The sequence below is a fragment of the Pseudarthrobacter sp. NamB4 genome, from assembly GCF_005796185.1.
In the GTDB taxonomy this organism is placed as follows: domain Bacteria; phylum Actinomycetota; class Actinomycetes; order Actinomycetales; family Micrococcaceae; genus Arthrobacter.
In genome coordinates this window covers 63,651-87,218 of sequence record NZ_VAHM01000016.1, presented here as the reverse complement: position 1 = coordinate 87,218, position 23,568 = coordinate 63,651, and the positions used below count along the sequence as shown (strand labels likewise).

Below are 23,568 nucleotides of genomic sequence, written 5' to 3'. Positions count from 1 at the left end.
GCAATGTCAACGACCGCAGCGACAGCACCCAAAAAGAACTCCCTGGTGGATCGCGTCGGTGCCAGGCTACTGGTGGACCCCACTCTCGGAGTGTTGGCACTGCTCATCCTCATTTGCCTCGTATCCGCCTTCACTCTGCCAGTGTTCCTTGAGCCATCGAATCTCTACAATCTGCTCAACACCAGCCTCGTGGTCATGATCCTTGCCATGGGCATGACGGTAGTCCTGATTTCCGGGGGAATCGATCTCTCCATCGGAACCACCATGGCGCTGTGCGCCGGCGTTGCGGCCACCAGCATGAAGTTCGGGCTACCGCTCTTCGCAGCACTCATTGCCGCCCTGGCAACCGGAGCGCTGGTCGGAATTGGCAACGGGCTGCTGATCACCCGGCTCGGCCTGCCGGACTTCATTGCCACTTTGGCCATGCTCGGTTTCGCCAGCGGCATCCTGTACATCTGGACCAAAGGCGTCCCAATCATCGGCTACATGGTGCCCGAGTTCTATGTCATCGGCGGCCTCACCCCCCTGCTGGCTTCGCTGACCTTGCCGATGATTATCGCCCTTCTGGTCGCACTCGTACTGGGCGGGGTTCTTGGCTCCACCCGGCTTGGAACATATTTCTTCGCGGTCGGAAGCAGCAAAACCGGTGCGATGCAGTCGGGCATCCGCGTCGACCGGATCAGGACGCAGGCCTACATCGTCAGCGGACTCAGCGCTGCTGTTGCCGGCATTATCATGGCCGGCCGGAACACCAACGTCCCCGCCGATCTGGGAAACGGTTACGAGATTCAAGCGATTGCCGCGGCAGTAATCGGCGGGGCAGCACTCTCCGGCGGGCGGGGAAGGATCCTTGGAGCCATCCTCGGTGCCATTACCCTGGCGGCGACCGTCAACCTGATCAATCTTGTCGGCGTCCCGTCGAGCTATCAAAAGATTGTCATCGGCGCGATCCTGATCCTCGCCGTTCTGGCTAACCGCATCAGCGCGATCGTCAGCGGCATCGTCCGACAGCGCAGGGCCCTGGTCCTGGAAGGAATCCCCGCCTAGGACCCACCACCGCCAGACGACAGTTTGGCAAGGGCAAGACACATCACAAGCGAAAGAAGACACAACAATGAGCTCAAACACAGCCCCCGTGACCGCGGGCCGCCGCAGCTACAGGAAGGCCCGCCTCGCCCTGGCAGCGACCGCGACAGCGGCAGGTCTCCTCCTTAGCGGCTGCACCACCGTGAACGCTCCTGCAGGAGGAACCAACGCCGGCTCAAGCGGCGGCGGGACCGATTACCTTCCGGATGAAGCCGTTAGGAAGATCGTCAACGGCCGGGAAGTCAAAGTCGGTTTTGCCCCTCCCATCCTCTCCGAGTTCTACACCCAGGTCGAAAAGGCCGCCCATAACAGGATGAAAGAATACGAGGACCGCTTCGGAGTCAAATGGACGTGGGAGCGCCAGGGCGCCCTGAACGACGCCCACTCCGGCACCGAAACCCTGGGCATTGTCCAGGGATACATAGCCCGCCAATTCGACGCGGTATTTGTCTGTTCGGCAGCTAACGCCTCAACAATGCAGACACTGTACAAGCAGGGCTCCGACCAGGGCATCGATTTCTACCAGTTCAACTCCACAGAAGAACTCGCCAATCCCTCCCAGGCAGAAGACCCGACCGGTGGACTCGCAACCGTCTCCAACATCGGCTATGACGACCGCTGGCAGTCCGGTTACCTCGCTGGAAAGTACATTGCGGAGCAGCTCAAAGGACAAGGCTCCATCATCCAGATTATGGGCCCGTCAGGGTCTGACTGGACCAAACTCCGCCAACAGGGCTTCAAGAAAGCCATCGCCGAATACCCCGGAATGACGATTGTTGGAGAAGCCGACGGCGGCTATGTCCGGGACAAAGGCCTCACCGCGGCCCAGGACCTTCTGACCAAGTTCCCTGATGTTAAGGCAATTTACGGGGAAAACGAGGACATGGCACTTGGCGCATCCCAGGCTATCGATGCCCGCGGCCTCAAGCACTGGGACGGCCAATCCGGCATCATCACCATCGGCGCCGACGGCCTGGTATCCGGCATGGACTCCATCAAGGCAGGCAAACTCACCGCCACGGTGGACGTCAACAGCGCCGAAATGGGCACTGAGATGATCGATGCACTTTTCGCGCACGAATTCCTGAACCAGGAAGTCAACCAGTTCATCCGCATCCCCACCGGTGTTGTTGACAAGTCCAACGTCGACTGGCACCAGGGCGTACTCCAAAACGTCCTCAACGGACCCGGCAAGTACTGACGCAGCACCGCACACTCCCGGCCCGGGTGCAGTTGAATCCGGACCGGGAAACCATCCCAGTCCGAAAACACATGTCGAACACATAGCAGAAAGGTTCCTGCGATGAAGCGAAAAATGGACCCGGTAGACGCAGTAATCGTAGGGCTCGGCGCAGGTGGCGGCCCCGCAGCCAAAGTGCTCAGCGAAGCCGGCTACAAGGTTGTGGGATTCGACAAAGGCCCCTGGCTGAGGCCCGAAGAACACTACTCGGGCGACGAACTGAAATTTCAGAACCGCAGCTACCTGTGGCCCGACGTTAATCTGATGCCGCGCACAGTGCGAAGTGACGAGAACTCAGAAGCCCGGATCTTCAACTTCTCCCCGGTCCCCTCCAACGTCGGTGGCGGAACCAGCCACATGGCCGGATGGATGCCCCGCCCGCGGGTGTCGGACTTCATCTTCCATTCCCTGCACGGCGATCTTGAAGGAGCCAGCCTTGCCGACTGGCCCTACCGGTACGAGCACCTGGAACCGTACCTGACCAAAGTTGAATGGAGCTACGGAATCTCCGGACTGGCCGGCGCCGACCGGGGTGAAGGTTTCCGAAGCAAGCCCTACCCGAGCGGTCCCCTGCCGCCGACCCAATTTGGCAAGAAATTCTATGAGGGATCAAATAAGTTGGGGATCAACTCGTTCCCGCTACCAATGTCACACCTGACCGAAGACAACGCCCTGGGTCGGCCCGCGGTGAACCGCACAAGCTTCTGGAACCAATACGGGGACCCCACCCTAACCCGGTCCAGCGTCGCCACCACCTATATCCCGGAGGCACTTTCCACCGGCAACTTTGAGGTCCGCGCCGACAGCTACGTCAAGGAAGTGAAGGTGGGCAGGGACGGAAAGGCGACCGGTGTCATCTACATCGACCCGGACGGGGTCGAAATCGAGCAGGAAGCGCGAGTCGTAGTCCTGTCGCTCGGCGCCATCGAATCGGCACGGTTGATGTTGCTGTCCTCATCCAACAGGTTCCCCGATGGCTTGGCCAACGACTCGGGACTCGTGGGAAAAAACGCGACCTTCCACGAATACATCTTCGCCGTTGGCCTCTTCGATAAGGACATCGAGGACCCGCTGAACGGATGGACAGGAAACTACCAGAGCGGCGGTTCCACGCACTTCTATGAAACAGATGAAAACCGCGGACACATCGGCGGCGGAATAATCGCCACCACCCAAATCGGTCAAGCAATCAACGCCATTCTTCCAGGACGTCCCGTCTGGGGGCAGGCGATGAAGGACGCCGACCGAGACTACTTCAATTACTCCATGAAGATCGGGTTCATCCTCCAGGACATGCCCCAGGAAACGAACCGCGTGGATCTTGACCCCAACGTCAAGGATGCCTGGGGGATGCCGGTAGCCCGCATCACCAACAAGCCGCACGCTAATGACATTGCAATGAGCAAATGGCAGATCGACAAGAACGTAGAGATCCTTCAGGCCGCCGGAGCAACCAAGACCACCCCTGTCTACCTCGGGGATGAGTTCACCGGCAACGCATGTCACCAGCAAAGCACGGTCAGGATGGGCACCGATCCGGCCAAATCGGTGCTCAATGAATGGGGCCAAGCCCACTCGGTGGAAAACCTGTTCGTTGTGGACGGTGCCGGATTCCCTACTGCTATGGGCGTAAATCCGACCCTTACCATCATGGCCCACTCCTGGCGGTGCGCAGACTACATCGCCAACACCTACATGAAGGGCCGCAGCGAACGGCTCGCCCTGCCCCCCATCAAGAAATCCTAGAAGGAGGAGCCCACAATGGTTTCAAAAGCTGACTGGGAAATCGCCCCTATCCGTATCGATCCGGATTCAACTGAAAAGCTGTTCTTTACCGACCACGAGTGGGACACCGTTGAAGCGGCAGCGGCAAGGATTATGCCTACGGACCATGATCCGGGGGCCAGGGAAGCCCGCGTTATTGTCTTCATCGACAGGTATCTCTCCGGCATCGACTACCTCTACGCTGCTGCCGACGGCAGCGGGTTCCTTCAACTGTCGGGCAAGGACGCCCACGCCGCCCGGGCCCGCAACGCGAACATGCAGCGCCTGTACCGGGAGGGGGTCCGCGAACTCGACCGTAAGGCACGGGAATTGCGTGCACCATCCTTCGCCGAGGCATCGGAACAGGTCCAGGACCAGGTTCTCGAGCAGGTGAGCGGCTTGTCGAAACCCGTTCCCGTCTCACTGACCTCGCGGGAGGTGTACTACTCCCGCCTTCAGGGGAATACGGACGAAGACAAGAGCTTCTTCGACACACTCTGCCTCCATGTCCGCCAAGGGTTCTACGCAGATCCGGTTTATGGCGGAAACAAGGACCAGATGGGGTGGAAAATGGTTGGTTTCGTCGGTCCCAAATCCCTCAAAGACACCATGGACGGAACCTACAGCACCGCCGAGTTCTTTGTTCAGGAGTACGACTGGGAAGACCTCGTACCTGGTTTCAAGCATGGCCAGGAATCAGAAACCGCCGGAAGCCCTGGCGATGCATAGGCCAGCATCCCTATTCGCAGCACCAAAAAACACACTGAGAGGAAAAGACAATGACCGCCTTTGAAGACAAGCTGAACAAGTACGTCGACCGGTCCAACAGCTTCATTCCGGACACCATTGATCTGAGCAAGACCGTCGTTCACGCCCTGGACATCCAGAACCTCTGCCTGGATCCCAATGGCGCGGACTACATTGAAAGCGTCGGCGGTGCTCCCTCCGGCGCTGAATCCCTCGGCCCGGCCAAGAGGCTGATTGAGCTCGCCCGGGAAAAGGGCATGAAGGTCATCTGGTCCCTCTGGGGCATGCATCCGGAAGGAGCAGACATCGGCATTTGGGGCCTGAAATACCCTTCATGGCGGGAACCGAACTCACCCTTCAACCACGGAACATGGAACGGCGCTTTGGTGGAGGGGTTTGAACCCCAGAAGGGCGAACCCGTGTTCCAAAAGCACCGCAACAGCAGCTTCTACGGAACCGCCTTCAACGAATATCTCATGCAGGATCGCGCCGAGTACCTGGTCATCGTTGGATCCTCCACCGCCAACTGCGTGCCCACCACCGCTCGTGACGGTTTCGACAGGGGCTACAAGGTGATCGTTGTCGCGGACAGCGGCACGGCCATCCCACTCAACACCCACGGCCGCAACCCTGAATTCGACAAGGAAACCCCTGAAGGGTACGGCCAGTATTGGGAATCCCTCCGTAACATCCAGGCCCAGTACGCCGATGTGATGTCCAGCGACGAATTCGCCGCCCTGGTTGAGCGCTCTTCCGCAGCCCAGACAAAGTCGGGCGAACAGCTGACCAGCGCCGCACGCTAGACCACCACCGGAGTCACCTGCGTCAGACCATGGACGCAGGTGACTCCATCACACGGGTCGCCGCCTCCCGACTCCACTTGTCCATCCGTGTACCACTGACTCCCAGCTCCACGAAAGGAAAGGCATTGGGACCCTTCCACGTCACAGAACGACGCAAGTTCGGCCGTGCCGGCTGGTCCACCTCACTGGCAGGTTTCGGCTCCGTGGCCCTCGGGAACATGGGCAAGGTAATGACCACGGATACGGCCCGCTCCCTGATCCGGCATGCTTGGGACTACGGAGTGCGCCTATTCGATACAGCACCCATGTACGGCCACGGGCTCGCCGAATACCGGCTCGCTGACGAGCTAATGGATCGGGACCGAAATGATTACGCCCTCATTACCAAGGTAGGCCGCACCCTCCACCCCGCACCCAAAGGGACCTTCGACACGGGACCCTGGCTGGAAACACCGCCGATGCGGATGGAATACGACTACTCTTACGACGGTGTCATGAGACAGGTCGAAGACAGCCTACAGAGAATGGGCACCGACCGCTTCGACGCATTGCTCGTCCACGACACCGACCGATGGACCCACGGGAACCAGTACCTGCAACGGTTCCATGACGCAGTGAACGGTGCATTCAAGGCACTCCAAGCACTGCGCGATCAGAAGGTCGTCTCCGCCATTGGAATCGGGGTCAACGAGACAGACATCTGCATTGCAGCAGCCAACGCCGCCGACATCGACTGCGTACTCATCGCCGGAACATATAACCTCTTGGATCAGCAGGCCGATAATCATCTCCTCCCCCTATGCAGGGAACGCGGCATCGCAGTCATCAACGGCAGGATCTTCGGATCCGGCATCCTCGCCACAGGAACCCAGCCAAACGCCCGCTTCAACTACGCTCCCGCCAGCGCTGACATCATGGCCAAGGTACGGCCTATCGAAGATGTATGCCGCAGCTACAACGTACCCTTGGGAGCCGTGGCCGCCCAGTTCGCCGCAGCCCACCCGGCCATCACCAACATCTGCATGGGAGCAGGCAGCCTCGAACAACAGAACCAAAACTATTCCTGGCTCGAGCAGGACATCCCCTCAGAGCTATGGAACCAGCTAACCGCCGAAGGTCTGCTGGATCCGAATGTCCCCACGCCTGCCCTCACTTATAAATCGTCCACACCGGCAAGGAAATCCACATGATCGAAGAAGCACAGCAGATCGCCGCAGCCGCCGAAAAAGCAGCCAAAGAGGCGGGCCTAAGTATTGTCGTCAGCATCGTAGACATGCACGGAAACCCGGTCCTCCTGCACAGAATGGACCGGGCACCCCTGCACTCCCTGGATATGGCATTCCGCAAAGCCTACACAGCAGCATCCTTCGACGTCGCAACCGAGGAACTCACCGATCAGGTACAGCCCGGCCAGCCACTATATGGACTCGCCGTCAATTCAGGAAGCAAACTCATTGCCTTCGGCGGTGGCGCACCAATCCGTCTCACAGAAGGTGAGAAAGTTGGAGTAGGGATTTCCGGCGGCACCACTCAACAGGACATCGACATCCTCAGGAAAGCACTACAGGCCACCCTCCAGCCCTAGCCGATAGGAGAGGCCATCCTCCGCGCTGATTTGTCTCCCGTGAAGTCGGCCGGCAGGCCTCGGTTCGGCCGTCCGTTGCAGAGCGAAATAAGGTTTAAGTACAGCTCAATGCTGGAGACATCAGAGACCACGGCATGCCTACGCTTGGCAGCGACACAGGCTATGGGCTTGATGACCTACAGGGAGAAGAATCAGCGGGCTTCCCCCATGTGAATCCCAGTGTGGTAGGTTACCACGCACTCCTCTGTCAGGTAGCCGTTTCATGTCGAGGCGGTCCAGTTCGATGACCCACGGGGAACCGGCTGGCGTCCGCCCGTTAAGAAGGGATGCGCTTGTCCCAGCCTTGGCGCCGTCGGGTGTTCTTTCGTTGTCCCGCAGCGACGCCTCTTCCTGTGGGCATTTTGTGCAGCCGCCCGCGCGACGTCGGTTGACGGCGCTGCGGACTTGCGTGTGGCCGCGTGGAGGACTAGAAGTCCCAGTCCTCATCTTCGGTGTTAACAGCCTTGCCGATCACGTAGGACGAGCCGGACCCTGAGAAGAAGTCATGGTTCTCGTCAGCATTCGGGGACAGTGCCGAGAGGATGGCCGGGTTCACGTCGGTGACGGAGGACGGGAACATCGCCTCGTAGCCCAGGTTCATGAGGGCCTTGTTGGCGTTGTAGTGAAGGAACTTCTTGACGTCCTCGGCCAGGCCCACGCCGTCGTAGAGGTCGTGGGTGTACTGGACCTCGTTCTCGTACAGCTCGAACAGCAGCTCGAACGTGTAGTCCTTGATCTCCTGGCGGCGCTCCTCGGACAGGGTCTCCAGGCCGCGCTGGAACTTGTAGCCGATGTAGTAGCCGTGCACGGCCTCGTCGCGGATGATCAGGCGGATCAGGTCAGCGGTGTTCGTCAGCTTGGCCCGTGAGGACCAGTACATCGGCAGGTAGAAGCCCGAGTAGAACAGGAAGCTTTCCAGCAGCGTGGAGGCAACCTTCCGCTTCAGGGGGTCGTCGCCCTGGTAGTAGTCCATGACGATCTGCGCCTTCTTCTGAAGGTTCGAGTTCTCGGTGGACCAGCGGAACGCCTCGTCGATCTCCTTCGTGGAGGCCAGCGTGGAGAAGATGGAGGAATAGCTCTTGGCGTGCACGGACTCCATGAAGGCGATGTTCGTATACACGGCTTCCTCGTGCGGAGTCAGCGCATCCGGGATCAGGGAGACTGCACCGACGGTGCCCTGGATGGTGTCCAGCAGGGTCAGGCCGGTGAACACGCGCATGGTGAGCTGCTGCTCGGCCGGCGTCAGCGTGTTCCACGACTGGACGTCGTTGGACAGCGGCACTTTCTCCGGAAGCCAGAAGTTGTTGACGAGCCGGTTCCATACCTCCACGTCCTTGTCGTCCTGGATGCGGTTCCAGTTGATGGCTTCGACGTGGCTCAGCAGCTTGACCTTCTCGGTCATGTCATCCCCTAAAAGTTGGGTGGGTTTCTCTAAGTTAAAGGGTACGACGGCGGGCGGGCACCCGCCGTCGTACTGGCACGATTAGTTGAAAACTAAAGCATGCAGGAGACGCAGCCCTCAACCTCAGTCCCTTCCAGCGCGAGCTGGCGGAGACGGATGTAGTAGATGGTCTTGATGCCCTTCTTCCAGGCGTAGATCTGGGCCTTGTTGATGTCGCGCGTGGTGGCGGTGTCCTTGAAGAACAGCGTCAGGGACAGGCCCTGGTCCACGTGCTGGGTGGCAGCGGCGTAGGTGTCGATGACCTTCTCGTAGCCGATCTCGTACGCATCCTGGTAGTACTCCAGGTTGTCGTTGGTCAGGTACGGCGCCGGGTAGTAGACGCGGCCGATCTTGCCTTCCTTGCGGATCTCGATCTTGGACGCCACCGGGTGGATGGAGGAGGTGGAGTTGTTGATGTAGGAGATCGAACCGGTGGGCGGGACAGCCTGCAGGTTCTGGTTGTAGATGCCGTGCTCCATGACCGAAGCCTTCAGCGCCAGCCAGTCAGCCTGCGTGGGGATGTGCACGTTCTTGAAGAGTTCGCGGACCTTCTCGGTCTGCGGCACCCACTCCTGCTCCGTGTACTTGTCGAAGTACTCCCCGGAGGCGTACTTCGACTTCTCGAAGCCGCCGAAGGTCCGGCCGGTCTCAATCGCCAGCAGGTTGGAGGCCCGGACGGCGTGGTACACCACCGCATAGAAGTAGATGTTGGTGAAGTCCAGGCCCTCTTCCGAACCGTAGTGGACCCGCTCCCGTGCCAGGTAGCCGTGCAGGTTCATCTGGCCCAGGCCAATGGCATGGCTCTGGTCATTGCCCTTGGCAATGGACGGCACCGAGGTGATGTTGGACATGTCGGACACTGCCGAGAGCGACCGGATGGCGGTCTCGATGGTCAGGCCGAAGTCCGGCGAGTCCATGGTCTTGGCGATGTTCAGCGAGCCCAGGTTGCAGGAGATGTCCTTGCCGGTGTCCGCGTAGGAGAGGTCATCGTTGTACGTGGTGGGCTGGGAAACCTGGAGGATCTCCGAGCACAGGTTGGACATGATGATCTTGCCGTCGATCGGGTTGGCCCGGTTCACGGTGTCCTCGAACATGATGTACGGGTAGCCGGATTCGAACTGGATCTCGGCGAGGGTCTGGAAGAACTCGCGGGCCTTGATCTTGGTCTTCTTGATCCGGGAATCGTCCACCATCTCGTAGTACTTCTCGGTGACCGAGACGTCGGAGAACGGCATGCCATAGACGCGCTCGACGTCGTACGGCGAGAACAGGTACATGTCCTCGTCCTTCTTGGCCAGCTCGAACGTGATGTCCGGGATGACGACGCCCAGGGAGAGGGTCTTGATGCGGATCTTCTCGTCGGCGTTTTCGCGCTTGGTGTCCAGGAAGCGGTAGATGTCCGGGTGGTGGGCGTGCAGGTACACTGCGCCGGCACCCTGGCGGGCACCGAGCTGGTTGGCGTAGGAGAAGCTGTCTTCAAGGAGCTTCATCACAGGAATGACGCCGGAGGACTGGTTCTCGATCTGCTTGATGGGCGCGCCCACTTCACGGATATTGGTCAGCGCGAACGCCACGCCGCCGCCGCGCTTGGACAGCTGCAGGGCGGAGTTGATGGAGCGGCCGATCGATTCCATGTTGTCTTCGATGCGGAGCAGGAAGCAGGAGACCAGCTCGCCGCGCTGCTTCTTGCCCGCGTTGAGGAACGTGGGGGTTGCCGGCTGGAAGCGGCCCTCGATGATCTCGTCCACCATCTGGGTGGCCAGCTGCTCGTTGCCTCGGGCCAGGTGCAGCGCCACCATGCAAACGCGGTCCTCGTAGCGCTCCAGGAAACGCTTGCCGTCGAACGTCTTCAGTGTGTAGGACGTGTAGAACTTGAACGCGCCCAGGAAGGTTTCGAACCGGAACTTCTTCTTGTAGGCACGGTTGAACAGCTCACGGATGAAGTTCATCGTGTACTGGTCGAGGGTCTCGCGCTCGTAGTAGTCGTTCTTGACCAGGTACTCCAGCTTCTCTTCCAGGTCATGGAAGAACACGGTGTTGTTGTTCACGTGCTGCAGGAAGTACTGGTGCGCGGCCTCGCGGTCCGCCTCGAACTGGATCTCGCCGTTGGGACCGTACAGGTTCAGCATGGCGTTCAGCTCGTGGTAGCCAAGCCCCTTGTAGGCGGCGGGCATCTCGGGCTTCTGGGCCCTGGTTACTTCTGTGTCTGCGACAGTCGTGTCCAAAACGTATCCAATCCTTGGTTGACCCGGGTGACGTCTTCCGGCGTTCCCATAAGTTCGAATCTATAAAGGTGGGGCACCTGGCATTTGGCGGCTATGATGTCCGCTGCCAGGCAGTAGTTGTCCCCGAAGTTTGTGTTGCCGGCACCGATGACGCCGCGGAGCAGCTGCCTGTTCTGCGGGTTGTTCAGGAACCGGATGACCTGCTTGGGGACGGACCCCTCTCCCCCGGTGCCGCCGTAGGTGGGCACCACCAGCACGAACGGCAGGGTGGCAACGAGTGGCGCGTCCTTTGCATAGAGCGGGATCCGCGCAGCCTCACGGCCAAGCTTCGCGACGAAGCGACTGGTGTTCTCGGATGCCGAGGAGAAGTAGATGAGCTGACTGGTGGTGGACGCCGCTGCCGCCTGCTCAGGAATCACCACGCGCTGAGCCGCGCGGGAATCCTGGACTGCTGATGCTGCCGTGGGAGTCACCTCAGCTGGTTGATGGTTGGCAGGGGAAGGAATAATCCTTAAGCCACGGAGGAAACGGCGGAGAGCGCCAGTTCCTCGATCTTGTCCGGACGGAAGCCTGACCAGTGGTCCTGGTCGGTGACCACAACGGGAGCCTGCATGTAGCCCAGTGCCTTCAGCCGCTCAAGGGCCTCGGCGTCCTGGGAGATGTCAACGCTCTGGTAGGTGATGCCCTTCTTATCGAGCGCCCGGTAGGTGGCGTTGCACTGAACACAAGCAGGCTTCGTGTAAACCGTTACGGTCATGGTTCCTGTCCCCTTTTCTGGAAAACTTGCTGGTCCGGTGTTCCCGCCCAAGCTGTACCTAGATACTACATCTAGTGCAGACGCCTCTTTGGAACCCCAAGATGATGTATTACAAGTATGTCATTTAATGCACCTTTAATCCACAGGCAGGCCCCCTCAAAATGTCCGGAATCCCGCTGATTTTGCAGACGGAATCCACATCCTGTGGAGTACTTAGCCACATTTAAGGCCCAGCGTGTCGGGGAAAAGACGGCGTGTCGCGGCACTGCTGCAGACGATTCCAGGCACCACACAGGGGCTCCTGAGTGAAATTTGGAACAGCCTGTGGTGACTAATCCCACTGACCCCAGGTCGGCCGCCGGCACCTCCGGCTGCTGCTAGAGCTGGAACCCTCGGCGGTACAGCACAATCTGCTGCACCTAAAGGGAGCCGGACTGGAACCCTGGCCGGGAGTAGCATCGGTAGCACAGCCCCGTCCGCTGTCTGGGCATGCCCGCCCAGCCGCGGGTCCGCTTCCAAGGGTGACGTCGTCCTCGCGGCTGGCAGGTGGTACATCCGGCAGACTGTAAGACCCATTTGGAGGTCACGCGGCTCGGTTTGTTCGCATCCACCGCATCAACCCTGGGCTACACCGCTTCGGCTGTCCCCCAAAAGATGGCTGCGCTGAGCCGGGATACGGCGTTTTCCTCTTCCAGCGCCCGCGCGCAGCGTGGTGCCACGGAGGCCGCCGTCGTGGTAACCGCCACGCGCGCAAAAGGTGCTCGCGGACATGGAGGCACTGATGGCCGCAGCCTCCAAAACCCAGCACACGGCCAACCAGGAACTAAGGCGGCACCTTCCCCAGCCTGGCAACCGTCCTACGAAGGATTTTGAGAACTTTGCATGGAGAAACCTAGGCATTGAGCTGGAAAGTCTCCGTGGCGGAACAGCGCCGGACCATCCGGGGCTGCGCACGGGCGGGGCTTCAACGCAAGCCTCGAAATAGCTTGCGTGAGGCTTGGGATGTAAACAATATTGCTACAGGGAGTAGCCAATGTTTTGGTACCGGCAAGCAGCGGGAGGTTCTGGATTATGTAGTCCAATTTCATTCCGTAAGGACGCAGCCACACCGACTATCGCTTTTGGCCATTATTCCCGCGAACAGTATGGCCATGCTGTGCAGTTCTCTGTATGTTGATTGTGTGAAGGTCACTATCTGCAAACCACATGAACTCGGTTTCGGTGAATTGAGCCTCTGGCGCAATTGGCAGAAGGCCGACCCTCGGCTTGCCAGCCCGTTCCTGGCTCCCGAGTTCGCTATCGCCTTTGCTAATCACTTTGAGGCAGCCCGGGTGGCTGTCCTTGAGGACGAAGCGAACATCGTTGGGTTCTTCCCATATGAGAAGCGCCCTCTGGGGGTGGGAACGACTTTGGCGTACAACTTCTCCGATACCCAAGCGGTGATTTGTAGCGCCGGATTCCAATTCGATCCAATTGAGCTACTTCAAGCCTGCGGGGTTGCGGTGTTGGAATTCGATCACATCGTGGGACACCAGTCGTTTCAGTTCTCGCAGGCCGGGCGGGTCGACCTGCTGCCCGCACCTGTAATCGACCTAACTGGCAATTTTGAGGAGTGGCTGAAGGACAAAAGGCAGACGTCGTCCAACATCAAACAAGCGACTCGGAAACAACGGAAACTCCATCACGAAATCGGTTCAATTAACTTCGTGTATGATTCGCCAGAGCCCGCTGACTTCGCGCAATTGATGGCTTGGAAATCGGCTCAATACGTACGGACTGGACGAAGTGACCGCTTCGCTAACCCGCGTTTTCGCGGCTTCGTTGAAGAATTGTTCGCCACCCGCACAGGCGACTTCCAGTTACGTTTAGCTCGACTGCAGGCAGGTGACCGCACAGCTGCACTCTGTCTCTCTCTCAGGGCTCCCGATCGGCTGGCGCATTGGTTTCCCGCTTATGATACAAGTCTCGCGTCATATTCACCGGGCAGTATATGCCTCATTAACCTTGCTGAGGCAGCCGCCAAAGATGGGCTTAGTCGCTTAGACCTGGGCAAGGGCAGCGAGGCCTACAAGCAGTGGTTTAAGAACTTCGACGATCAGGTGGCCGAAGGCTGGATCCAGCGTCGTTCCCCTGCTGCTCTATTGCGTCAGGTCCAGCAAGGACCGAAACGTGCTGTGCTGCAGCTAGTGCTAGGCAATCCACGATTGAGAACCGCAGCTCGTTCCGCGTTGAAAGGTGTAGGGCAGATTCGTCAGGCAGCAGCGAAAGCTAAAAGCAGCGACCGGTTTAGGCAAAAAGCGCAAAGACCTTAGGACTTAGAGGCGACACGTCGCAACCCTCCTTCCCCTGAGGCGTGTCGCTGTAGCTGGGCTTTTAGCCAGAGGAGCCATGCAGCGAGTTTGGGTATTTGCGTGCCGTTATGTTCGATCTCGTGTGAGGCCCCCAGTTGTTGAGTCGATTAGAGCCATGTTCGACGACGTTACCCCGTTTGCAGGCCTTGTTGCGGAACGCTGGCGGGCGCCCACGGTGACCTGATGTCCAAGCTGCGCATGGCCACCAACAGCAAAGGGCGGATGCTCTCCCCCGTCCTTTGCTGCCGACAGCGTCAACGACACGACATTATGTCCGCCAACGTCCAGAGCCACCGGAGACCTCGGGAGACCTTGATTGGGTCGCCTCTTCGTCGATGCACATGAAACACGGCATCGAACCGCCCCACGCGATCGGACGTTCCCGGTGGTGCTCGGTGATGTCTGTCAGCCACAGCTGGTTCGGTGCCGCGGCGGCGAAGTTCCGCTCGACCAAGTCGTCGTGGATCGGCGGTTTAGGTCTGCGGTTCAGGCACGCTTCTTCGAGAAAACCGACCAGATGCCGTGGTCCCTGCACACGCGCTGGACCCTGTTCTCGCTCGCCAGGATGCCCATCTCCGGGAGCTCGTCGGCGATGAACCGGTACCCGAACGCCGGATCGTCCGCGTGGATGTCCAGGGCGGCGTTGACCAGGTGGGCATCGACCCAGTCCCTTTCCGACACCGGATTCGTCTTCCACCGGTAGTAGCCTTGCTTGCTGAATCCCAACACCCTGCAGGTCACCCCGACGGGAACACCGTCGGCGGCAAGATCCGTGACCAGCGGGTAGATCATTTTGGGTGATGTCCCTGGCAAGATTGGCGGCCGCCCGGCGCGGGTCCCATTCTCCTGTTCCAACAGGCGGTTCCGTTTCTTCAACTCCCGTATCACGGCCGACTCCCCAGCCGCTGGACCGGCCCCGGATTCTTTACGTTCGGCAATGGCAATCCATCGTTTCAGCGTCGTGACCGAGAGCCCCAACGCCTTCGCGACCTGCGTCCACGGTGGCTCGCCCTTGCTGGCTACTTCGTATCATCCTGGCGGAACTCCGCCCCATAAGGCCTGGGCATGGTCAACATCCTTCCACGAGCACAAGCTCGTTAGGTCGAGGAGTCAACAAAACCGGGGGCAGCCCCTAGATGCTCGGACACCCCTAAAAGCATTTCAATCAGCAACCACGTGAATTGAGAGACACGCCCTAGTTCGTTGCCGTTCTCGCAGTTTCCGTTAACTGGCCCATGGTCTCGGCGAGCATCTCAACAAAGAGCTGAACCTGGGCAGTCTGCTTCCCATTGATAAACAGACCAAAAATGTTGCGCGCTAGCCGGATGTCCGGAACGTCAAGCACAACCACTCCGGCCGGGCGGTGAAGAAGCGCAAGCTCGGGCACTAGCGCCGCACCTTGTCCGGCCGACACCATTGCTAGGCTGGAATGGAAATCATCGCTGTAGGCCACCACACGTGGATGCAGGTTACAGCTGGCGAAAAGGCGATCGATCACGGCGGCGTCACTGGTGCCTGGATGGTGGACGATCCATGGCATGTCGGAAAGATGGTCCGCGGCCACTTTGGAGTTCGTACCGATGCCCCACTGGGCTGGGAGCACGACTCGAAATTCATCGTCGCCAATCCACTGCCGGCTAAAGCTGTGGGGCCAAGCGAGCCCAGACTGTCCCACCTGATAAACAAGCGCGAGGTCGAGTCCGTCTCCAGTACGTAGACCCCTGATGGTCTGGTCAGGCTCCGCTACAGACAGCTGCAAATCTAACCCAAGCTTTTTCCACGCGGGTTTCTGCAGAATTAGTGGCAACACGTAGGTCGCCAGGCTGGGGAAGATGCCTAACCGAAGCTCTTGATTGGGCAAGTTTTGGGTGCGGGAGGCGGCGGCCATAAGAGCATCAATGTCCGTGAGCACCTTGGCTGCGTAGCGGGTCATGACCATGGCAGCCTCAGTAGGCTGGATGCTGCGAGCTGAGCGCCGAAAAAGGGGCACCCCGGTGTCCCGTTCCAAAACTGACATTTGCTGGGAGACTGCCGATGCAGTGTATCCGAGACGGGTCGCGGCGGCCGCGAATGAACCCAGCCTCGTGACCTCTAGGAGCGTGCGCAGGTGAATAGGGTTGATCACGTAGTGCCCTTCGACGTTTATAGTAGCGGGACCGTAATCCCGCAATATCTTGGCATGTCGAGCTCCAAGTCGGCGGCAAGTGAGGCAAATCCGGCCAACCATGGGCTCCGCGAGTCAGTCAATGCAAAAATTTTACAAGCACTTCCTTTTACCTACTCGCCTTGCCAGTACGACGGCTCGCAGATCGCTGCCCTTGCGGTAGTAATTGGCACCTAGCCGTCGCGGCTGGCGCCTTCATGCCGGTCAAGGACCACCGCGGACAGCATTGACGGCTCTTCACGGTTTATGGGAAAACGATCCTTGGACTGAGCGTCATGCCGCCGTCCGGACCGCACTTCTCAAGAGAATGACTGATTTGTAGTTGGCGGCGTTGCGGTAACCGCGGGCATTTCGCTGGATGTTCTTGATCACGGCCTCGACCTTGCCGGTGGTGGCGCCGGTTTCGATCAGCACCTCGATCTCTTTCCACCACGTGTAGACGGTGCGGTAGAGCCTGTTCGTCTCCGGCCGTGCAGCTGCCTTGACCAGTTCCTCAAGTTCGTTCTTCACTGCGGCGGCGTCTTTCAAGGGCGCCGCGCGCAGCAAAGCGGCTCTTCACGGTTGATGGTGAATCACGTCTCGTGTCTTGAAAGCTGAAGGGCTCGTAGCCCTGCTGTGATGGATGTTCTCTACGCATTCATCTAAGTCAGGAGCTACGAGCCTTGATCGAGCCTACTTCGCCGCGTCCCGATGCCGCCACCGCCATTTTCAACCTGCCTGACTACCGTGTCACTGGCACTGAGGTCCTTGCTTTCGGGCAGCGGCGGATCCATGTCGGTTCAACAGCAGAGGCCGGCTGCCCCTCCTGCGGCGTGATCAGCAGCCGGGTGCATTCGCGGCGGCAGCAACGGCTGCGCGATATACCTGTAGTCGGTCCGCTCGAAGTTCTCTGGACGAAGAGGCGATTCTTCTGTGATGAGTACCTGTGCCCGTGGCAGACACTCACCGAAGAGACTGTCCAAGTCCCTCGCCGGGCACGGTCCACCAGCCGGCTCCGTGACGCCCTGGTAGCTGCCGTGATCGGGTCCGGTAGGGTCAAAAGGACAGGCCGGGGATTCACCAACGCCCGCAACTACAAAACACGTATCCTGTTGCGCAGTGCCGCCAGAACAGCGGCATGAACACCCATCACGGCAGAACATTCACCACGAACCGTGAAGAGCCAGGAAAACCGGAAATGTTCATCGACCGCGTTGTGAAGGTAGGCGTAACCCGGCCGCCGGTTGGCATCGGCTTCTGTCTCGTTCCGGTTTCCATGTCCACGTGGACCAAGTTCTGCGCTTCTTGTGCTCGTAGCGGCGGATGACTCGGCCCGTGGCCCAAGTAGGCGTCGCCCGCGGCCCACCTTAGAAGAGCCGCGGGCCTCGTTTTTGAGCGTTAGCGCGATTGAATGAAGTTTGAATTACTATCATCATTGCCAAGGGGGACGCAGGTACCATGGAATTCTGCTGCCCAATACGCCAACTTGCTGCCGCACCGACCACTTCGCTCTATCATACAGCGTCATTTCGCCACAATCATTCTGGTACGGCTCGTATTGGGTAGCATTAATTGGAAATTCTAAATCGTGTTCGTGGAAAGCTGCGTCAAGCCGGAGCCATCGCCACGTTTCCGAAGATCTATGCGACAGCTTCTGAACAGGCGTCCTTAAGCTGGCCTGTACCAGTTCTCGATCGGACACCTCCGGTTCATCGCTGGACGCTAGCTGTATAGCGTGGCATTCGGTACTAGACCTTTTAGGAACCCGCGCCCAGGCCGAACGAAAATCAGAATCCGAAAGCAAAAGATGCGAAAAGATGTACATAACCCAATAGTAAGGATACGTTTCTGTACTCAGTTGCCGGTCGGAACGGAAAAAACTAAGAGGGTCGAAGTTGTAGTTGGCTTCAAAAGAGGAGAATGTAATGAGCTTCCGTGGGCGGGACCAGTATCTCTCTATCTCCTGCCACCAGAGACGAGGGATGATGTGGTTCATTTCAGCGGCGATGAGCCAGCTATCAACATCAAGAGGCCGCCGGTGCCCTTGAAATGCGAAGAATCCGGTACTTGTGGCATCTGGAAGCCAATAATCCAGGGGAAGTATCGGGAAGGTCGTCGCATCCGCCCACACACCTCCCTGATCCCTTAGAAGCCTTATGCGGAGAACGTCCGACAAGGCCTGCGGTCGCATTTTACTCACGTCCATCGGAAACCCACTCAAAATCCGCTTAGCGTCGGACAGATCTAGAACTTTTAGTTCATAGCCGGGGTTGAGCCTGCGCCAGCGAAGAAGACACATTTTTACTAGGGGCGGCGCCGCAGCTTCGCCCTGCAGCCAAAGGACGAATATTTTTCGTGGTACCACGATAGAATTTCCTTACTCTAAGTGTTCCGAGGAGTTCCGACAGTACCGGCGACAGCGAAAACAAGTTGCTGCTGTCCATTGATAAGAGAACCGAAGGGGGACTACAAAGCTCCTGTCACTTTATGCTTGGCCATTGGGGTAGGCCGGGAGGTTTGATAGAAGCCGGGGGCAGAGGCCGGACCACTCCCATTGACCTCACTCTTGCGGTGCCGCTAACAAACGCCGGCCGGATTGCGCTTGTCTTTCTCGACCAAGACAAACAGCGGCAACCTACCCCTCGGCTTGGTTATGGCGTCAAAACTCCTATGCGACCTACCGATCATCGCAAAATCCTATGGTTCGATCACCGCAAACTTATAGGCACATTCAGCATTACGGTCAGGAATGAACGGTTTTAGGTGATGTATGGAAAACTGTGCCCTACATGTCGGAATCCAACGCTTCAACGCCCCGCTAATCTGCAGGCGCGTAAGCGTACTGTACCGCCCAATCTACTTGGATAAGCCCAGCTGTACGAGAATTGGGAATGCGAGCGCCCTCGCCGACCTCGGTTTCAGCTTGCAGCGTCCAGCGGAAGTCTGTGTCCGGAACGCCCCAAGGCAAAGTTGTCTCCCCTATAAGAATGCCGTCCCAAAACCACTTCACTTTTCCTGGGGTCCATTCCGTAGTCGCTACATGCCAATCCGCGGAGTCGGTCGGCGCGTGTGCAAACTCCGGCGGGTCGGCCGACATCCCGCCTTCATCCAATGATCCTTTGACTTTCGAGTTGGCATACATCATCATTTTGCTCAATTCGCCTTCGGGCCAGTCAATCTCCCCCTCGTTCCAGTCGTCACTAACCGGCCAAAGCATGAATGCGATTTTATAGCCGGGCAGGTGATCCGTTCTGAATCTGATCGAGTATCGTCCGTATGTCTGCCCCTGGTAACCGAAAGGCACAACAGTCGCTACTCTTGGTTTGCCCTTTGCAGTGTGGAGAAGATAGTTCAGTTTTCCATCCGATACTGACAAAACCGAGCGAGGATCGTAAGTCCCGTTGCCCGAGGTATCAGTATGGCCGGAGTAAAAACGCATTTCTTTTCCATAAACGTCCTCTACTTGGCCTAAGCTGGCCGGGGAATCAAAGTTCTGGACGAATGTCTGTTTCCACCCCGGAAGGTCGCCAACCGGCATACCTGCCGGGATCGCCGCAGCGAAAGTCAGCAGAAATGTTGCAGTTGCGCACAGGGCAACCGTTGGGATTAGCTTTGATCTGTAGTTCATGACCGTACACTCCAGCGTCTTGACAAGTGGAAATGAAAGCAACGCACCCCTGCTAATGTGGGATACTCTCATGGGGCCGCCGGCTGCGATTCTACTTCTCGTAGCAGTAGATAAACCCGAACCGTTCCTTCGTCAACCACTTTTTCTACTCGGTCCTGGGACAATTCTCGCTCGGCCCGCGGAAATACAGCAGGGTCAAGTCGGTCTTTTTCAATTGCCCATCGCTCTTGGCTTTCAGAAAAAACAACGTACGCCTTTGCCGTGCTAGGGATGTCGTTTGCTAGATGTTTTTCAATTGCGGAAACACTTAAAATGTTCCGTGGAGATTTGAGTAGATCTGCCAGAGAGGCGGTCTCGTATATAGGATAATTCGGACCAATTTTCAGCGGGAACCGGGGAAACCCAGAGTTCACCTCGATTATTAGGTCGTCCGGCCGTACTTTCGCGTCAAGCCATTTAGCCGCAATAACCTCATCCTCCGAAACTCGGCGCTCCAACTCGGGTTGGAAATATGTCCCGGTGAACAGGAAAGCCATTGCTGCCAGCGAGGCAGTGGCCATAAGCGGGGCCCTTCGCATAGGAATAGGACCAGACCAGAAAAACCAAGCAACTCCTATGGCCAACCAAGGCAAGGCAAACAGATAAATTCGAATCAGTCCCTCACCACCATATGACTGCCCTAGCAATACAAAGAGAGGAGAGATGGCGAGCCAAGAAACTATCAATGTCGTCCTCACCTCACCGTTGAGAAAGCGGCGAATGTAGCCCAAGCAGGCTAATATCCCGACTAGCGCTGAGAGAACCATTATTCCTGCCTCCTGCAACCTACCCACATCAGTTAGGGGAACTTGATCCTCAGTCCTATATGTGGCATTAGCAAAAAAGCTAAATCCATCAAACAAACCGAACGTAGTAGTCACGTAGTCCCAGTTCGGAATAAGGTAGATAAGCGGGATTGCTAGCAGCGCGAAACCGATCCACCTGGGCCTGAAGAAGCCGAGTCCAAACAGTGGAAGTAGTCCTAGGACCGCGATGTACGGGGTCAGTTGGTGACTTGCAGCTACTATTCCCTGGAGAACAAGAATGGCTACGGTTGCGGTGACCTGCCCGGCCAGGCGGCCGGCGACGAACCGGGTTTTTTCTATCTCTACCGCCTGCTCGCGCCGCCGCATCCACCAACACTCTATTGCCCTGACCGGCTGGATAGGTGTAGCGCCAAGGAATGTGAGCGCCGTGAGGCAGATAGTCAGGTGAAGCGAGTAGGCAAACGCTTGGGGCGAATAGTAGTTTTGGCCTACCCAGTTCGCGAGAACGAATACGAGCACCGTTGTCCAGTAAATCCGCGGTTTCCTGGAGATGGCACGGACGACTGCCAGCACCAGCAGGACATTGACGAGCGCGAATCCGGGTTCAGCCCATGCAGCATAAGCGAGGGCATCAGGGTGCCCCATCACCTCACCGAGAAATGCGCTTGCCGAAAAAAACCCCGGCCACCGATTGTAGATATCGAGTGATGGATCTACGCGACCGGCAGCACCGATATAGTCCGTTACAGCTATATGCTTGTACGTCCACGGCAGTCGAGGAACGTTGGTGAGCAGACCCGCTGACCCATAGAGGATAGTGACAAGCAGCGTGATTGCCGCACTCATCATCAAGGTTGAAGCGACTTGTCGTGCCACCACTCCCCAGACGCACGTGGCAAAAACCAGGGACACGGCTACGTACCAAACCGCCGGGAACTTGGAGAGTAAGCCGAGATCGTCCAGCGGGCCCGTATCGGTAATCGTCAGAGCGAAAACCCACATGAACGCGGCGAGCCCAAGAATTAGCCAAGGAACAAAATCGGAAAAGCTTCGCGAGCGAGCACCCGGCCACCAACGGGCGTGATCGCGATTTGGCGAGGCGCCACCCGGAGAGAAACAGATGTACGCGGTTGCTAGGACTAGTATCGCTACTGCCACCGGTTGCGGGTGCCATTGACCTGTCCATGCCATGGCGAGACCAGCTAGTGCAGCGACGCTGGCTCCAATTACCCCGGTCCAAGCCACGCGTGCGGCGGGATCGATAACAGGGAGTCGGCGAACCACGGCCCAGCCAGGAACTGTCAGCCAAACGACAAGTTTGAAGGCGGCGACGGCTGAGGTGCTATCACCAATGGCGATGAGGACAGCGGTAACAAGCCCGCAGAATACGAGAAGGCAATCCAGTGGTCGCGATGTGACGACCAGCCGGGCCGTGAGCGTCTTGTCTTCAACAAGTGCATTCATCCTGTTCGGGCCTCCTGAACCGCCCCCCGCGCGCGCCTCAGTGCGACCATGAGCCAGGGCAGACACATCAAAGCCGCCGCGAAGCGAAGCAAGTTCCACTCGAGAGTTTGTGGCAGAAGGATAGAAGCGGCCGAGGCTGATATGACCACCAGAACTGCGGACGCTAACCGCCCGGGCACCTTCTGCCAGACTGGGGACGCGGGAAGTGCCCGCTGTTGCATCCCCGCGAGAAGTGCATATGTTGCAAGCGTCGCTACAGCCGCCCCCACAATCCCCCACATCGGTACAAGTATGATATTCAGAATCACGCTTGCAACGGCCGAGACGCTTGTCAGGATGCCGATTGTCTTGCCCCTCCTTTGGATAATCAGCAATCGACCGGTTGCGTCGCCAGCGGCTACGGGGAATGCCGACAGCGAGATGAGGAACACCACGATCGCAAGGGAATCTGGTCGGAAGCTCTCCGGCAGGATCACTTGGAGGGTGAGGGGCGTGGCCAAGGTCATCCCGACGGTGACTGGCAAGAGGATGCGGTAAAGCTCGTCTCGCGAATCCGTAGCGAGGGCCCACCGCTCGGTCTCGTCGCGAACAGCAGCGAAGCGTGGGGTCCATGCGCCACTAACAAACGACAATAGGAGGATCACAATCGATCCCATGATATTGGCAGCTTGATACCGGCCTACTTCCTCCGTGCCCAGGAGCACCTGGATGATAAAGCGGTCTCCACTGCTGAGTTGGAAGAGGGCGATACTTGCTGCAGTTAGCGGTAGGCCTAGCCTCACGGCGTGCTTAGTCACAGACCAACTGACGAGCCCACCTATTCGCGGACGCGTGAACACGACAGCCAGCAACATAGCGGCGAACTGACACACGGCTGCCCCCATGAAGTAGGTCGTGGCGTCCTTGTGTACGGCGACAAGCAATATGAGTCCCAAGATCTGTCCGCCTGCGGTTGAGAGTCCGACCACAAGAGCAAATTGAAGAAGGCGATCCTCGGTCAAGAGCAGTGCCAACATAACCTGAACGGACACCGCGGGAGCGGTCCAAAGAATCACCATATAAACGAGTTCTGCATGCTCGGCAAATCCAACGGCAGACCGCCAAACCGGGGAGGTGACACAAAATAAGAGTGTTACCAAGCCTGCAACCATGATGCTGACTGCGATGAGACCGCGGGCAGCATGGGCATTTCCGTCACTTGCGCGTTGAAGCACAATTGCTTGGTCAAGTCCCAGTAAGGCGAATACCAGAACAATCTGGTGGAGAGTTATCCCCAGCGCCAAGGCCCCAAATTCGGCGGGGGGTAACATATGCGCGAGGACCGGGGAGACGAGTGCGGCCACGACGAGTTGAGAGGACCACCCAATTACATAGAGCATGCCCCGGCCAAACAGTCCGGAGTGCGCTGGCCGCGAAGGCCCTAGCTTTGCTTCATCATTAATGGCACTCATGCCACTGCATCCGTTCAGCTCGCCTCATGTCTAGCCCG

19 protein-coding genes and 2 pseudogenes are annotated in these 23,568 nt (G+C 58.3%); 9 read left to right on the top strand and 12 right to left on the bottom strand.

The genetic code is table 11. From position 1 onward, the window contains the following. Positions 1–3 precede the first annotated feature (3 nt). The 7 genes from FDW81_RS14765 (at position 4) to FDW81_RS14735 (ending at position 7,225) form a co-directional block, all read left to right on the top strand. Entirely contained in the window at positions 4–1,047 is a 1,044-nt protein-coding gene (locus FDW81_RS14765; RefSeq protein ID WP_138134971.1) for an ABC transporter permease, read from the top strand. Positions 1,048–1,114: 67 nt separating this feature from the next. Beyond that, on the top strand, positions 1,115–2,287 hold the full coding sequence (locus tag FDW81_RS14760) for a sugar ABC transporter substrate-binding protein (RefSeq protein ID WP_138134970.1): 1,173 nt from the start codon (positions 1,115–1,117) through the stop codon (positions 2,285–2,287). Positions 2,288–2,389: 102 nt separating this feature from the next. After that, positions 2,390–4,072 (top strand): GMC oxidoreductase, encoded by a 1,683-nt coding sequence (locus FDW81_RS14755; protein ID WP_138134969.1) that lies wholly within the window; start codon positions 2,390–2,392, stop codon positions 4,070–4,072. 15 nt (positions 4,073–4,087) lie between these two features. Beyond that, a complete protein-coding gene (locus tag FDW81_RS14750; RefSeq protein WP_138134968.1) occupies positions 4,088–4,819 on the top strand; it encodes a gluconate 2-dehydrogenase subunit 3 family protein in 732 nt (243 codons plus the stop codon). 50 nt (positions 4,820–4,869) lie between these two features. After that, positions 4,870–5,640, top strand: a complete 771-nt coding sequence (locus tag FDW81_RS14745) for a cysteine hydrolase family protein (protein ID WP_138134967.1) — start codon at positions 4,870–4,872, stop codon at positions 5,638–5,640. Positions 5,641–5,765: 125 nt separating this feature from the next. Then, entirely contained in the window at positions 5,766–6,830 is a 1,065-nt protein-coding gene (locus tag FDW81_RS14740; RefSeq protein ID WP_205754624.1) for an aldo/keto reductase, read from the top strand. Beyond that, entirely contained in the window at positions 6,827–7,225 is a 399-nt protein-coding gene (locus tag FDW81_RS14735) for a heme-binding protein (RefSeq protein ID WP_138134965.1), read from the top strand. Before FDW81_RS14740 ends, FDW81_RS14735 begins: the two co-directional genes overlap by 4 nt. A gap of 466 nt (positions 7,226–7,691) precedes the next feature. Here the strand turns inward: FDW81_RS14735 and nrdF are convergent, their stop codons facing one another. The 4 genes from nrdF to nrdH all read right to left on the bottom strand — a co-directional run bounded on the left by nrdF (position 7,692) and on the right by nrdH (position 11,687). Beyond that, positions 7,692–8,666: a class 1b ribonucleoside-diphosphate reductase subunit beta gene (nrdF, locus tag FDW81_RS14730; protein WP_138134964.1), complete on the bottom strand. Its 975-nt coding sequence runs from the start codon at positions 8,664–8,666 to the stop codon at positions 7,692–7,694. A gap of 92 nt (positions 8,667–8,758) precedes the next feature. Continuing rightward, entirely contained in the window at positions 8,759–10,879 is a 2,121-nt protein-coding gene (gene nrdE / locus FDW81_RS14725) for a class 1b ribonucleoside-diphosphate reductase subunit alpha (RefSeq protein ID WP_138134989.1), read from the bottom strand. Between the two features lie 20 nt (positions 10,880–10,899). Continuing rightward, positions 10,900–11,352: a class Ib ribonucleoside-diphosphate reductase assembly flavoprotein NrdI gene (gene nrdI / locus FDW81_RS14720; RefSeq protein WP_138134990.1), complete on the bottom strand. Its 453-nt coding sequence runs from the start codon at positions 11,350–11,352 to the stop codon at positions 10,900–10,902. An 89-nt stretch (positions 11,353–11,441) separates the two neighbouring features. Further along, complete coding sequence (gene nrdH, locus FDW81_RS14715) at positions 11,442–11,687, bottom strand: glutaredoxin-like protein NrdH (RefSeq protein ID WP_013601222.1); 246 nt, start codon at positions 11,685–11,687, stop codon at positions 11,442–11,444. Between the two features lie 1,181 nt (positions 11,688–12,868). On the opposite strand from nrdH, the gene FDW81_RS14710 reads away from it, so the two are divergent. Then, positions 12,869–13,999: a GNAT family N-acetyltransferase gene (locus tag FDW81_RS14710; RefSeq protein WP_171027230.1), complete on the top strand. Its 1,131-nt coding sequence runs from the start codon at positions 12,869–12,871 to the stop codon at positions 13,997–13,999. 418 nt (positions 14,000–14,417) lie between these two features. On the opposite strand, the pseudogene FDW81_RS14705 reads toward FDW81_RS14710, so the two are convergent. The 3 genes and pseudogenes from FDW81_RS14705 to FDW81_RS14695 all read right to left on the bottom strand — a co-directional run. After that, positions 14,418–15,105 (bottom strand): annotated as a pseudogene (locus tag FDW81_RS14705) (IS3 family transposase); the annotation flags it as partial. Between the two features lie 128 nt (positions 15,106–15,233). Continuing rightward, positions 15,234–16,163 (bottom strand): LysR family transcriptional regulator, encoded by a 930-nt coding sequence (locus tag FDW81_RS14700; protein ID WP_138134962.1) that lies wholly within the window; start codon positions 16,161–16,163, stop codon positions 15,234–15,236. A 312-nt stretch (positions 16,164–16,475) separates the two neighbouring features. Then, positions 16,476–16,712, bottom strand: coding sequence for a transposase (locus tag FDW81_RS14695; protein WP_171027229.1), 237 nt, complete (start codon positions 16,710–16,712; stop codon positions 16,476–16,478). Positions 16,713–16,864: 152 nt separating this feature from the next. On the opposite strand from FDW81_RS14695, the gene FDW81_RS18625 reads away from it, so the two are divergent. Further along, complete coding sequence (locus FDW81_RS18625) at positions 16,865–17,323, top strand: transposase family protein (RefSeq protein ID WP_255467118.1); 459 nt, start codon at positions 16,865–16,867, stop codon at positions 17,321–17,323. Between the two features lie 56 nt (positions 17,324–17,379). Here the strand turns inward: FDW81_RS18625 and FDW81_RS18760 are convergent. The 5 genes and pseudogenes from FDW81_RS18760 to FDW81_RS14670 all read right to left on the bottom strand — a co-directional run. After that, positions 17,380–17,521: pseudogene (locus FDW81_RS18760) on the bottom strand (IS481 family transposase); the annotation flags it as partial. A gap of 92 nt (positions 17,522–17,613) precedes the next feature. After that, entirely contained in the window at positions 17,614–18,546 is a 933-nt protein-coding gene (locus FDW81_RS14685) for a capsular polysaccharide synthesis protein (RefSeq protein ID WP_171027228.1), read from the bottom strand. 453 nt (positions 18,547–18,999) lie between these two features. Beyond that, on the bottom strand, positions 19,000–19,809 hold the full coding sequence (locus FDW81_RS14680; RefSeq protein WP_171027227.1) for a glycoside hydrolase family 16 protein: 810 nt from the start codon (positions 19,807–19,809) through the stop codon (positions 19,000–19,002). A gap of 68 nt (positions 19,810–19,877) precedes the next feature. After that, the gene (locus FDW81_RS14675; RefSeq protein WP_138134958.1) at positions 19,878–22,079 is read right to left on the bottom strand and encodes a hypothetical protein; all 2,202 of its coding nucleotides are present in this window, start codon (positions 22,077–22,079) and stop codon (positions 19,878–19,880) included. Continuing rightward, positions 22,076–23,458, bottom strand: a complete 1,383-nt coding sequence (locus tag FDW81_RS14670) for an oligosaccharide flippase family protein (RefSeq protein ID WP_171027226.1) — start codon at positions 23,456–23,458, stop codon at positions 22,076–22,078. Before FDW81_RS14670 ends, FDW81_RS14675 begins: the two co-directional genes overlap by 4 nt. Positions 23,459–23,568 lie beyond the last annotated feature (110 nt).